12 protein-coding genes and 1 pseudogene are annotated in these 11,905 nt (G+C 40.2%); 4 read left to right on the forward strand and 9 right to left on the reverse strand.

The window, feature by feature from the left end; all coding sequences use genetic code 11:
• Window positions 1-177: 177 nt before the first annotated feature.
• The 9 genes from ACH0BF_RS24495 to pdxR form a co-directional block, all read right to left on the reverse strand.
• The gene (locus ACH0BF_RS24495) at window positions 178-1,761 is read right to left on the reverse strand and encodes a hydantoinase/oxoprolinase N-terminal domain-containing protein (RefSeq protein WP_340853639.1); all 1,584 of its coding nucleotides are present in this window, start codon (window positions 1,759-1,761) and stop codon (window positions 178-180) included.
• Window positions 1,761-2,855: an S-methyl thiohydantoin desulfurase family protein gene (locus ACH0BF_RS24500; RefSeq protein WP_340853638.1), complete on the reverse strand. Its 1,095-nt coding sequence runs from the start codon at window positions 2,853-2,855 to the stop codon at window positions 1,761-1,763. The genes ACH0BF_RS24495 and ACH0BF_RS24500 overlap by 1 nt, the downstream gene beginning before the upstream one ends.
• Entirely contained in the window at window positions 2,852-4,165 is a 1,314-nt protein-coding gene (locus ACH0BF_RS24505; protein WP_120032237.1) for a cytosine permease, read from the reverse strand. Before ACH0BF_RS24505 ends, ACH0BF_RS24500 begins: the two co-directional genes overlap by 4 nt.
• A gap of 32 nt (window positions 4,166-4,197) precedes the next feature.
• Window positions 4,198-4,779, reverse strand: a complete 582-nt coding sequence (locus ACH0BF_RS24510; protein WP_340853637.1) for a TetR/AcrR family transcriptional regulator — start codon at window positions 4,777-4,779, stop codon at window positions 4,198-4,200.
• A 415-nt stretch (window positions 4,780-5,194) separates the two neighbouring features.
• Window positions 5,195-5,470: a hypothetical protein gene (locus tag ACH0BF_RS24515; protein WP_340853636.1), complete on the reverse strand. Its 276-nt coding sequence runs from the start codon at window positions 5,468-5,470 to the stop codon at window positions 5,195-5,197.
• Window positions 5,471-5,661: 191 nt separating this feature from the next.
• On the reverse strand, window positions 5,662-6,534 hold the full coding sequence (locus ACH0BF_RS24520) for a DMT family transporter (protein ID WP_340853635.1): 873 nt from the start codon (window positions 6,532-6,534) through the stop codon (window positions 5,662-5,664).
• Between the two features lie 325 nt (window positions 6,535-6,859).
• On the reverse strand, window positions 6,860-7,081 hold the full coding sequence (locus ACH0BF_RS24525) for a hypothetical protein (protein ID WP_120032243.1): 222 nt from the start codon (window positions 7,079-7,081) through the stop codon (window positions 6,860-6,862).
• Between the two features lie 80 nt (window positions 7,082-7,161).
• Window positions 7,162-7,326 carry a hypothetical protein gene (locus ACH0BF_RS24530; protein WP_406910476.1) on the reverse strand — a complete coding sequence of 55 codons (165 nt, stop codon included), beginning with the start codon at window positions 7,324-7,326 and terminating at the stop codon, window positions 7,162-7,164.
• 74 nt (window positions 7,327-7,400) lie between these two features.
• Window positions 7,401-8,780: a MocR-like pyridoxine biosynthesis transcription factor PdxR gene (pdxR, locus tag ACH0BF_RS24535; protein ID WP_340853632.1), complete on the reverse strand. Its 1,380-nt coding sequence runs from the start codon at window positions 8,778-8,780 to the stop codon at window positions 7,401-7,403.
• Window positions 8,781-8,901: 121 nt separating this feature from the next.
• Between pdxR and ACH0BF_RS24540 the strand changes: the two genes are divergently transcribed.
• From ACH0BF_RS24540 to ACH0BF_RS24555, 4 genes and pseudogenes are all read left to right on the forward strand, one after another.
• On the forward strand, window positions 8,902-9,534 hold the full coding sequence (locus ACH0BF_RS24540; RefSeq protein WP_340853631.1) for an FMN-binding negative transcriptional regulator: 633 nt from the start codon (window positions 8,902-8,904) through the stop codon (window positions 9,532-9,534).
• Window positions 9,535-9,944: 410 nt separating this feature from the next.
• A pseudogene (locus tag ACH0BF_RS24545) lies at window positions 9,945-10,391 on the forward strand (LysE family translocator); the annotation flags it as partial.
• Between the two features lie 273 nt (window positions 10,392-10,664).
• Window positions 10,665-10,847, forward strand: a complete 183-nt coding sequence (locus ACH0BF_RS24550; RefSeq protein WP_120032251.1) for a hypothetical protein — start codon at window positions 10,665-10,667, stop codon at window positions 10,845-10,847.
• Between the two features lie 459 nt (window positions 10,848-11,306).
• A complete protein-coding gene (locus ACH0BF_RS24555) occupies window positions 11,307-11,792 on the forward strand; it encodes a hypothetical protein (protein ID WP_120032252.1) in 486 nt (161 codons plus the stop codon).
• Window positions 11,793-11,905 lie beyond the last annotated feature (113 nt).

Consider the following 11,905-nt stretch of genomic DNA (forward strand, 5'->3'; position numbering starts at 1 on the left):
AGGGCTTTAAAACTACCGAAAAATCAAAAGGGGTTCGGAATAAGACTATTCCGAACCCCTTTTGTCGACAAACTGAAAGGACCTTATGAGGTCCTTTATTTACAACACTGTCATCTAACTGAGACAACGTTAAAAAGAGTATGTCTGAAGAATAATTTTTCATTTCATGAATAGCGGCTATTGAGAGCTTCTCCGCTTGCCATCTTTTTTCACCAGCAACTGCCCAACTGCTTTTACCTTAATGAATAATGCATTTCCCGGCATATAAGCAAGCGGAATATCTTCAATTGAAACAATTTTTACTGTCTTAGGATCTGCATTTGCTTTAATGGCCCGTTCTATGGCAAGCTCTTTGGCTTCTTCAATGGCTTCTGCGTAAGATTGTTCACTGAGTGAGTATACTTTTTCGACCTCTCCGGAAATATCGCCGATCGCTGCTCCAATGGCATTGGCCACTTCAAAATGTTCAGGTTTTATAACCTCCCTGGCTCCTTTTATAGAGCTAGGAAGCAGGATGCTGCCTCCACCTGAAAGAATAATGGAAACATCATCAGCGTTCGTCTTCATACGATCAATAGCCACCTCAACCTCATGAACAATTTGCTTATGTGCTTCCTTGCATTCTGTTTTATCTAAAGCATCCGCATTTAAGTCGAGCAAATCTATGGTCGCCATTCCAGCTCCGAAAGCGATGTCAGTCGCGGTCAAGATATCGCCGCCGAAGATGATTCCCTTTTTCGTTATTTCATGGCCTACGCTGTCGGGGCCAATTGTATAACCCGTCTCATTCTTTCTGATAATTGTTCCGCCACCAATGCCGATAGATAACATATCAGGCATTCTAAAATTCGTACGGACGCCCCCAATTTCAATAGCTACGGACGATTCTCTTGGAAATCCGTTTTTAACTACACCAATATCTGTAGTGGTTCCTCCAATATCGAGAATCATAGCGTTTTCTATGCCGGATAAGTAGACGGCCCCGCGGATTGAGTTCGTCGGTCCACAACCGATCGTGAAGATTGGATAGCTAAGAGCATAGTCAGTTGTCATTAGTGTCCCATCATTTTGTCCAAGAAAAATCTCCGGGTCCAGCCCATTTGCTGTTAAGGCAGCAGTAAATCCATTCACTACTAATTTAATGACCTGTATTAAGGCGGCATTTAAAGTAGCGGCATTTTCACGCTCCAGCAAGCCCATGCTTCCAATTTCATGAGACAAGGACACATGCATATCCGGAACGATTTCTTTTATAATTTCCTGGACTCTTACTTCTTGATCAGGGCGGACCGGTGAATACACTCCCACGACGGCGATCGCATCTACTTCTTCTTTGATTTCATTTACAATGGATCTAATTTCTTCCTCGTCTATCGGGACAATTTCATCTCCATTAAATTCATATCCCCCTGAAACAACATATTGATGGTTTCCTATTGCCTCAAGCAAATCTTGTGGCCAATTATAAAGCGGAGGGATCGAGGTAGTGGCAGGATAACCAATCCGAATTACCCCTACCCGATTCAAGTTTTTTCTTTCTACGATTGCATTTGTACAATGGGTAGTGCCCAGCATTGCATGTGTAACGTGCTTTTTATCTACACCCGATTCTGCTAATATACGAGCGATACTGTCATGAATGCCTGACATAATATTTGCAGAAGTTGCAGACTTGTATTTCGCGATCACTTGCATATTTTCATCAATAAGAACGGCATCTGTATTTGTTCCGCCGACATCTATTCCAATTCGATAGCTCATTACTTCATCACCTCTCGTGCATGTAACTCCTCAACTGGCTTGTAAGCTACGTCATAACCAAAATAACCAGGCCCTGCGGTGGCAATCCCTTTTTCTGTACGCCACTTCTCATGGCAAGGGTAGGCAATAACAACGACACGGGCTCCATATTTCAATGATTCCGTCGTAATCGGATAGCCTGTTTCCTGATCTAAAATTGAAATCAAATCCGGAGTGATGGCTAACGGATTGCCTTCCTCAGTCACAAGCAGCTGCTCATTTTGGAAATGCAAAGTCACTTCACGGGAATGATCTTCATTTATTCCAGCTACTCTCGCTATCCCCTTTGTGAAACCGCCCTCTATCTTTCTTTCAATTGACGTAATTTTGCCGGTAATCAAAGAGTATCCTCTCAGTCTATCTATCAATAGATCAATGGCCGTCTTGTTACCGCTATGTTTCTCCATTAATATCTCGCCGATAGAAGCAGCTAATGTTAACGTACCAGGGATCGCACTCTTAACCACATCTCTTCCGTATAACGCATAATCACACATCGAGGCATTTCCACCCATCTCTATCGTGAGAGCACGAGCGATTTTCTCCGACCACTTTCCATTCATAGGAGAGAAAGTGACCACATTTCCTCTTTCATCCGCCATTGTAACTGGGTCCGGCTTTAGGCCGTCTAAATGGAACGTGACCATTTGTGCTTCTGGGAAAGCACGCCCCATTGCATCGGCGTCTACTACCGGTACTCGTTTCTTGGCGGCTGCAATAATAGGAATTAAGGAGTTGCCTCCCCCTATTTCAATTGGCATGACCGCTCGTATTTTTTGATCAAAGTGCTTCTCAATGGCTTCTAGTGCTGCGATGACCTGCTCTTCCGATGGTATTTTTTCGACCATCACACTAGGGGCTCCGATCATTGAAACAGGAACAACTAAGTCACCCTCTTTTAATTGATCGATGCTGATAATTTCTACTGGTCCGTATTTGTCAATTGCCCGCATCGCCATTAGCTTGCCAAGATGAGGGTCTCCTCCTCCACCTGTACCGAGGACAGCAGCACCAATAGCAATTTGTTCAATCATTTGTTGTGTTAACTTCTTCATTTAGGTATCTCCTCTGCTAATTTTGTTGTTGCATCTGTTTTAGAAAGCACTTTTCCTAGGATGGCTTGAGCAGCCAGCGCCAGTAAAAATCCATCGAGTGCTGGGATGGTAGTTATGTCGAAAATCCCCAACCCTGCAGGAGCATCTGTCGTCAAGAAAGCTACAGAAGAAGCCAAGAGCCAAACAATGAATGAACGGCCGACAAAGGAAACTCGCTTTTCATTATCGAAACGAAATTGCTGCTTGTTGACAAAGTAATACTCAGCTGCATAGATCCCGCCAATCGGTGCAATTAATACAGTGACAATCGAAAGAAACGTAACGAATTGATCAAATATCCCTAAAACAGCTACTAAAGTGGCTACTATTCCCGCTATCAAAGTGAGCAATTTTTTTGGAATGCCAGGAAATAACACGGCAAGGCCAAGTGATGATGAATACAGATTATTCGTATTCGTTGTCCACTGCGCCAGTGTCAATACTATGATCGCAGGCATGCCCAGTCCGACTACAGTGAAGATCGTAATCAGATCACTTGTATTCATTGCTTTTGACAAAAGAATCGCCATAACAAGCATGAAGCTGTTCCCTACAAAGAACCCGATAAACGCTGATAAAACAGCGTCCTTCTTTGATCTTGCCCAACGGGATATATCCGGAGCCAGAATAGTCCCCAATACAAAGATTCCAATAACTAGTGACGTAGCCGCTCCAAAGCTGAACGCTGTATTCTGTGTTTGTAACATGGCATTTGTTCCTTTTTCGCCGATTACGAAAAACAGGGCGATAAAGATCAAAAGAATGAGGAGAGGGACAGAAAACTTGCTTAATTTCTCAATGGCTTGATAACCATATATAGCAGTTGACATCATTAACAATCCACCAATAAATGCCAGTAACTTAACAGAAACATCCATACCGAATATGGATGACAAGGCAGCATGAGCATTTTCTGCAAAAAATCCTGCTTGTACACCAAACCAGCCGAGCGATGAAACCGCCAGGCAAAGCGAAGTGATCTTCGCCCCTTGTCTCCCAAAAGTAAATGTAGAAATCATCGCTGTCGACAATCCTGTGGCCGCTCCTACATATGCGCAAAACGCACCGAGCAAACCGAGAAAAAGAGAACCGAGAAACACTGCCAACAATGCCTGGCTTAAGGACATGCCCGCCCCCAGCTCCGCACCAAGTAACACTGCTGATAAATCAATGCCTATCGCTATCCAGACGCTGCTGATCGATATCCATCCTTTGCGAAGTTCTCTCGGCACCGGCTCCCGTTCAAAATCATTGCTATTTGCATTTTCCATATTTTTCACCCCTCTTTAAATAAAATTGCTATTTATTGCTTTATCCCAAGCCAGTATTGCTCCCATATAATCTCAAGTCGCCGTGAAAACTCTCGCTCGTCATAATACTGCATCTCCAGAAACACGCCATCCATTACACACAAGAAGGATGTCACCATATCCTCAACCTTTCTAGGTTGAACCTCCTGATTTCTTATTCCTTCTTCAAAAATTTCTCTCAACAATTCACTTTCCATCTGTTCAATTTTGTTGAAATTTTCTGTTATTTGTTTGTATAAAAATGGTGGAGGAAACAACATTAATCTTCTAAATAACTTTGTTTTGCCAGTTTCAGTTAAATGATAATTTACTGCTGTTAATAACAGGCCATACAACCTCTCTTTTGCCGATCCATTTCTTGCTTGCTCCAAGCTTTTTTGCAAATGATCGTAATGATCTTCTAAAATGTCCTGATAAACGTTTAAAAGCAAATCTTCTTTTCCTTCATAAAAAGCGTAAATAGAGGGCGTCTTAATCCCTACTGCATGAGCAATTTCTTTTAGGGACGTTCCCTCATATCCCTGATCAGCAAACAAATTTGCCGCAGCCTCTTTTAATTTTTCTCTTGTAGACAATGATTTAGCCAACCTCCTCGTCACCTAACTATTATTAGTTAGTATAATCCATATAAACAGAATTGCAAGTATTTTCTTAACTATCAACCAAGTTTTATTTAAAAAACAATCATAATAATTATTCAATAAAAAAACCTCTTCGTCTCATTGATTTTATACATTTAAACCAAAGATTGATCAAAATCCCTATGTAATTGGGATCACAACAAAAAAAGAATCCATTATAGAAATAGACAAACCAAAATGGATTCTGCATATTTGAATATAAATACAATTTTCACAAGAGGTTTTGACGATGCCGAGTATGCTTCGTTGCCTATTTGCAATGGACGGCTTAATAGGAGTAGGAACTATAAAAAGTAAATATAAAACTTTTATACTTATTATCCATTTCTTTTTTAGCTGAATGCTTCTCCTATGCTTGAAAGCTTATTGAGGGTATGCCCATTGCGGACAGTTGCTGAAACCTGCAATTTTTCAGATGAGTACCACGTTTGGAGGTTCGGCTACTCTCATAGAATAAGAGATAGACCTCTCTCCCATTTATAACACAGCGCACTTTTTCATTATTATAATATAATAACTTATCACTATTTTCCTTGGAAGGAGCTGCTGGCAACAAAGCTACATGCAGACATTCCTCTTTAGAATAAGCATTTGCCTCTGAAAGCTGCTGTTCTGCACCAATCATTCTTTGTCATTCTTTAGCTGTCCTTATGATCACTATACTGGATATCCCATAATATCCTGCCTCCTTCCCTTATTGTTTAATTAACAATTTTCACAGACGCAGCAGATGACCAATGGGCTGTCCTCAGACAGAGAAAACCCGCCAATAAAAAAAGCTGATCGGTGAATGATACCCATCAGCTTTTTTACTATTTATTTTTCTCGAACAACTAATAACACACCGGCAAAGATCAGTAGAGTACCAATCCAGAAAGACCATCCAACTTGTTCACCTAATAGCAGCCATCCTAGAAAAGTACCAGCTATCGGCTGGAAAAAGAAAAATAATCCGCCGCTTGAAGCATTAAGCATTTGCAACCCACGATTCCATAGTAAAAAACCACAGGCTGTTGAGATCACGCCTAAATATAATAGACTGCCCCAAACCGCTGGATGCATCATGGCCTGAAAATCAAGTGCTGCTAGCCTGCTGACTGTAAAAGGCGTCAGCAAAACAATCGCTACAAGAATAGCATAGCCCGTTACGACAATTTGGGAATACTGTTCCGGTACACGTTTAATTAGAACAGACATCAGCGCCCATGTCAGCGCTGCTGCAAGTAAGGATAAACCGCCGAGCTGTTGAGAAGAATCAATCTGGGCGTTGCCAATAATAATGTAAACGCCGATCGTTGCCAGAATAATAGATGCAGCTTTTTTTAATGTAACGGTTTCTTTTAAAATAAGACGCGCAAATAACACCATAAACGCTGGGGTCGTCGAGGTAATAATCGCCCCCATTTGCGCGGTGGAAAGCATCGTGCCAACTTCTTGGGTTACGATAGAAATCGTGTTTCCAACAAGGCCGATAACAAAGATTAGTAGCCAATCTCTTTTTTTAATCCGCCACGATTGTTTTTTAACCACACTAATTATCAGCAGTGCCACAATGGCAATCACATAACGTAACCATACTAATTCAAGTGGCGGCACAATCTCAACCACAAACTTGACTACCACATACATCCCGCCCCAAATACTTGCAGCGAGTGCTAAATACAAAGAACCCAGTAACGTATTTCTCATTTTGTACCCTCCGTTTTGTTTAGACAATGGTTGTCCTTAACGGAGATGCCATCTTCTGCCGTTAAGGAAGAAGAATAGCAGGTACATCATTTTCAAACAGCGGAGACCATAGCATGTTTTTCAGCTCACTTTCGAATAATTGACTTAATCATATACTATTTTGCTGGCTTGCGTACAGAATCATGGATGATCAGGTCACTCTTTTACATCCACCATCTGTCAGCCGGATTTTATTTTTTGATACTAAAAATTTTCACCCTCTAAGAAGACCTTTCCACAATCAATTATTCTAATTTAATGCTTCCGTTATAGAATACGATAGCGCTTACTTTTCTAGAGGCACAACTTCTAAATAGTCATCTAAACGATCAACCGGCAATTCCATCTGCGATCCGTCACTTAGTATAAGAGCAATTACCCCTTCTTCCTCCTCGGTCGGCTCGATTAAAGTGACACAGAGGCCGCTCTCCTTACAGCGAATGTCCACCTTATGTTCGAATATAAAATCATCCAAATCTTCAAATTTTCTTATATCTTTTAATAACAACAAAACCATCCCCTTTTTCCAATATGATTTTTATTTCCATATGGAATGTAAAAATCCTTTTATTACAGGCAAGTTTTTTGTTAATCTGCTCTAAAACCAACCGGAAGAGAAAAGTAACGACATACATAAAGATAAGACATTACGATTGGACCGATTCCTGAACCATTCATATCAGCTCGGATAGCTGTTGACGGCATCTCGCTAACAACCATCTTTTCAACAGAGAACAGTCTATCGGGGTGCATGTCCAGAACTTCTTTACACTCTTTCAAATGATAATCTTAAAAACGTATGAAAGCTTTAAACCTCCTTGCTATATTTATGACCAGGCCTTTTTCAAGAGGGACACACCGAGTTGGATTTCCTCATAAGAAAGGCTGCTAAAACCAAGCTTAACAATCGGCTGATCAGGATGATTGTTAACAACATACAGTGAGGTCGGCTGGACTTTAACTCCATGGGAAAAAGCCTGTCTGATCAGCCATTCTTCTGAACGCCCTATGTGTACCTTGACCAATAAGTATAAGCCAGACTGCTCGCCGATAATAGAAATATTTTGACCGAATTGCTTTCTTAATTCAGAAACTAAGTGCAGCATTTTTCTTTTATAAACAAGACGCATTCGCTTAACGTGGCGACTCCATTCTCCTTCTTCCATAAATTTAGCCATTGTGAGCTGATTAAGAAGGGACGTAGTACTCTCAAAATGACGGAAGCGATCTTTATAACGATCTAATAGCGGCTGAGGCAACACCATATAACTTAAACGAATGCCTGGAAGAAAGCACTTCGAAAAATTCCCCAGATAAACGACTCTTTGAGCATCAATCGAAGCAAGGGCAGGAAATGGCCGTTGCGTATAACGAAATTCACTATCATAATCGTCTTCAATAATGTATCCCTGTACCTCGTTAGCCCAGTGAATAAGCATTTGCCGCTGTTGAATCGACATGCTTACTCCAATCGGACTTTGATGGGACGGGGTTACATAAATTAGCCGGGATTGCATCTGTTCTAACTGAGAAAAATCAACCCCTGCTTCATAAACCGGCAAAGTTTCAAAGTGAAGACGGTGAAATTGAAAAGCTTCCCTGGCGCCATCATATCCAGGATCCTCTACGATCACACTTTGGAAATCATCTTTCAGTATATGCCCAAGGTATATAAGCATTTGCTGGGTACTGCTGCCGATAATAATCTCATTTGCCTCTGCTTTTACTCCCCTTGATTGAAACACATACGCGGCAATTTGTTCTCGCAGACATACCTCGCCAAAAGGATCTCCGTATTGGAAGCTCTCTTGTAATGTTAATGCTTGGTTAGCTATTCTTCTCCAGACTTTTAAAGGGAAATGTGTTTGATCTACCGCATCTGCTCGGAAATTAACAAGAACAGCTGCTGTCGATTCTGTTTGCTTTCTATTACGAGAGATTGCCTCCTGTTGAAATAAAGCGGGCTCTAATTCATTTACAAAATAACCTTTTCTCCCTTCTCCGCGAATATAACCTTCAGCTACAAGTTGATCATAAGCCATTAATGTAGTATTGCGGCTTACTTGAAGGGAGTCTGCCAGTTGACGGATAGTAGGTAGTTGCTCATTCGTTCGTATATCTCCTTGCTCAATAAATAATTTAAATTGTTCGTAGATCTGTTTGTATTTAGGTGTGTCTTCCTTAAAAGTAAAAATAATATTTTTCATTTACCTTTCCCTCTGACATGTATATTTGTTTATTATTGTACCTTTTTTCATGTCAGTTTGTGTAATATTATTTTTTTGCCGGGTATTTATATTTTTTAAAATTCAAGTATAAGTGGAAAGGATGATTATGGTGTACATTCCTAAATATTATCGTATGGATCATGAAGAAGCCGTTCAAATGATGAAATCTAATCCGTTTGCGTTATTGGTTACTGTTGATGAACACCGGCCCTTGGCTACGCATATTCCTTTAGAAATTCGAGAAGATGAAGGGAAACTCTACGCGACTGGGCACATTGCATACGGAAACAAGCAGAAAAAAACTTTAGACAATAATAGTGATGTGTTACTCATTTTCCAAGGACCGCACGCTTACATTTCATCCAGTTGGTATCAGTGCGAAGAGGTCCCTACATGGGACTATTTAGCTGTACATGCGTATGGAACAGCACGTGTAATCACTGGAGAAGAGCTGGAATCAGCTTTGGATACTATGCTTAAACACTATGAGTCTCCCCGAGAAAATGGTCGGACCTGGGAGACGTTTGATCCAGAGCTGCTCAAGAGTGAAATGAAAGGAATCGTTGGTTTTGAAATTGAAATCACCTCTATTCAAGCTGCAGCCAAAATGAGTCAGAATCGTAATGACACCGATTACAAAACGATTGTTGGCGAGCTTGAAAAATCAAATGAACAAGAGGACGTCCAGGTCGCTCAGTGGATGCGTGAGCAGCGGAAAGGGTTATTTAAATGATTGGCCTAATTATTACGGCTTGTTTTCTTTGATTTGCTCATAGGACAGCCAACACCAAAACTTTATGCAGATGGTTAAAATAAGGATTTATGCCATTATTTTTAGTACAAGTTAAAGCCCCTCTAGGCTATAGCTCTTATTCAACAAGAGGGGCGTAGTTTTTAAATAATGAAATCTCAATTGTTTATTTATCTTACTAAAAGATTGGGATTTCAACATAAAAGTATTCTTACCACTGTTCATTTGTGGTTTGCTGTGGGCACTCCTAAAAGTAAAAATGGGGTTTATCACCTTTTATTTTCAGGTGCCAACGTGAAATTGTGTAACCGTTTATGTTTACGAAGAAGTTAAGCTAACCAAGGAGATGTTTAATTAAATCCTACACAAAATACAATAAGGAGTTGCATTTTATGGAGTTTTCAACTATTTGGCTATTTGTCATCGCTGCTGCTACATTATTAATACTACCTGGACCAGCTGTACTCTATATTATGGGAAGAAGTATAGATCAAGGAAAGAAAGCGGGCTTGGTATCAGTTGTTGGTGTGTCTCTTGGTGGTTCTATTCACGTTTTAGCAGGAGCAATTGGAGTTTCTGCCATTCTTATGACATCAGCAACAGCCTTTAATATCGTTAAATACTTAGGCGCCGCTTATCTTATCTACCTGGGGTGTAAGACTTTATTTTCTACACCTGATAAAACAACTTCAGACATTCCAAAACCCCCTCGCAAAAAACTAGTAAAGATTTTTTATGAATCAGCTCTCGTAGAAGTAATGAATCCTAAGACAGCACTCTTTTTTTTAGCCTTCTTTCCACAATTCATATCACCCTCTGCTGGATCAGTGACAGCACAATAGCTTTTCTTCCCATCACATTTCCCTTACGTTTCATATGTAGTCTAATTAAAGACTTCAATAGAAGTACATTAAAAGAATAGATAAAAATCTGTTTCAGCAACAAACCCATTATTTGTGCGAGAACACGGGCAGAGTATCGTATACCATTCTTTTTCCAATGTGTAAATTAAAGAGAAACGGGTATAAAATGACTAAGTTTTTTCATTCTAATACCTGGCACTGAGTTTTCTTTTTTATTCAAACAAGGAAGACCCGGTGGGAGGTGATGAAATGAGAAAAGTTTATGGCATCGAAAACTTAATCGCTTATTTGTCTTCAGTGAATTTTCCAATAACTGAAGATAAAATTAATGATCTCATCTTAAAAAGAGAACTGCCTCACCTTAGGCCATTTGGCAGTATTCTCATGTTTGATTTGGATCACATCGACTGGTGGATCAATCAACAGCGATAAAAGCCATAGATAGTACCCCTGCTTTCTAAGCAGAGGGTACTTAACCAAGCCTTTCCCATGCTGCTCAGTAATGGTACATAAACCCTCATAGAGAACCATCCTGCTTTTTATGAAACTATAAACTGCTTCTGATTCTTCTTTTTAAAACAGGCTTCCCCTACTCCAAGAACAGCGCTGACGCGTCTTCCTCTCAAGAAGAATGGGTACCTGTAATCAATATCGCTTATAAGGAAGATTTCTGAAAAAACAAGCAATAAAATATAAAAATATATCGAATCACCCTCCTTACTAACAAAGTTTCCTCCACGGATTTTTAACGATTGCGCCTAAAAAATAGCGGTTATTTCTTTTCATTTTCATCGATTAAAAATAATTATATTTCCCTGATTTCGTTTTAATCGATATTTAAGAGGGGTATAGTGAACCTGATAGGATAATTATATTTACAGGAGGGGAACCATGGATCAAATCAGAAAAGTTCTTTTTGCTTTTATACTTATATTAAGCGGTGTCACTGTAATCAATTATTCAAATTCATCTATTGCTGCGAAGGCAGAGGTCAGAGAGAATGTCGGTGTGATGACTTCTTATTCCTCCCTTGCCAAGAACACTTTCCGTACAACTCTTTTTGTCGGAGGGAATTCACCTAAGATGGCTGACTTTACAGTTAAGCATACTCCCACTTTTGCAATTAAAAAAAGTGATGGCATGATCGTTAAACAAGGTTCCCTTAATACCTGGGTGCATCGTGCAGGACCAAAATTTGATCTTTATGAGTTAGCCAGCAGCACAAATGTAGATCTCTCTGCCCTTTCTCCAGGAAATTACCGTATTTATGTATCCATTCCCATGGATGATGGAGCGATCAATTCAGCGGTAAATGGCAGCTTCACTCAAGCTTTCACTCTCCATTCAGATCACACAGTGACAAACATTCGTCCTTAATATCATAAAGCCCCGAGCATTCTGGACTGACCCCAGAAAGTGAGACAAATAAAAAACACCTTTAAGTTGAAAACGAGTATGGGATACTCGAAAATAACTTGGAGGTGTTTTTC

The organism is Pseudobacillus sp. 179-B 2D1 NHS, from assembly GCF_045370945.1.
Classification (GTDB): Bacteria; Bacillota; Bacilli; order Bacillales; family Domibacillaceae; genus Pseudobacillus.

Coding starts and splice junctions, on each gene's coding strand:
- pdxR (WP_340853632.1), bottom strand. CDS start 8,780: ATGAAAAATATTATTTTTACTTTTAAGGAAGACACACCTAAATACAAA.
- ACH0BF_RS24550 (WP_120032251.1), top strand. CDS start 10,665: ATGAGAAAAGTTTATGGCATCGAAAACTTAATCGCTTATTTGTCTTCA.
- ACH0BF_RS24515 (WP_340853636.1), bottom strand. CDS start 5,470: ATGATTGGTGCAGAACAGCAGCTTTCAGAGGCAAATGCTTATTCTAAA.
- ACH0BF_RS24530 (WP_406910476.1), bottom strand. CDS start 7,326: ATGCACCCCGATAGACTGTTCTCTGTTGAAAAGATGGTTGTTAGCGAG.
- ACH0BF_RS24495 (WP_340853639.1), bottom strand. CDS start 1,761: ATGAGCTATCGAATTGGAATAGATGTCGGCGGAACAAATACAGATGCC.
- ACH0BF_RS24505 (WP_120032237.1), bottom strand. CDS start 4,165: ATGGAAAATGCAAATAGCAATGATTTTGAACGGGAGCCGGTGCCGAGA.
- ACH0BF_RS24555 (WP_120032252.1), top strand. CDS start 11,307: ATGGATCAAATCAGAAAAGTTCTTTTTGCTTTTATACTTATATTAAGC.
- ACH0BF_RS24540 (WP_340853631.1), top strand. CDS start 8,902: ATGATTATGGTGTACATTCCTAAATATTATCGTATGGATCATGAAGAA.
- ACH0BF_RS24500 (WP_340853638.1), bottom strand. CDS start 2,855: ATGAAGAAGTTAACACAACAAATGATTGAACAAATTGCTATTGGTGCT.
- ACH0BF_RS24520 (WP_340853635.1), bottom strand. CDS start 6,534: ATGAGAAATACGTTACTGGGTTCTTTGTATTTAGCACTCGCTGCAAGT.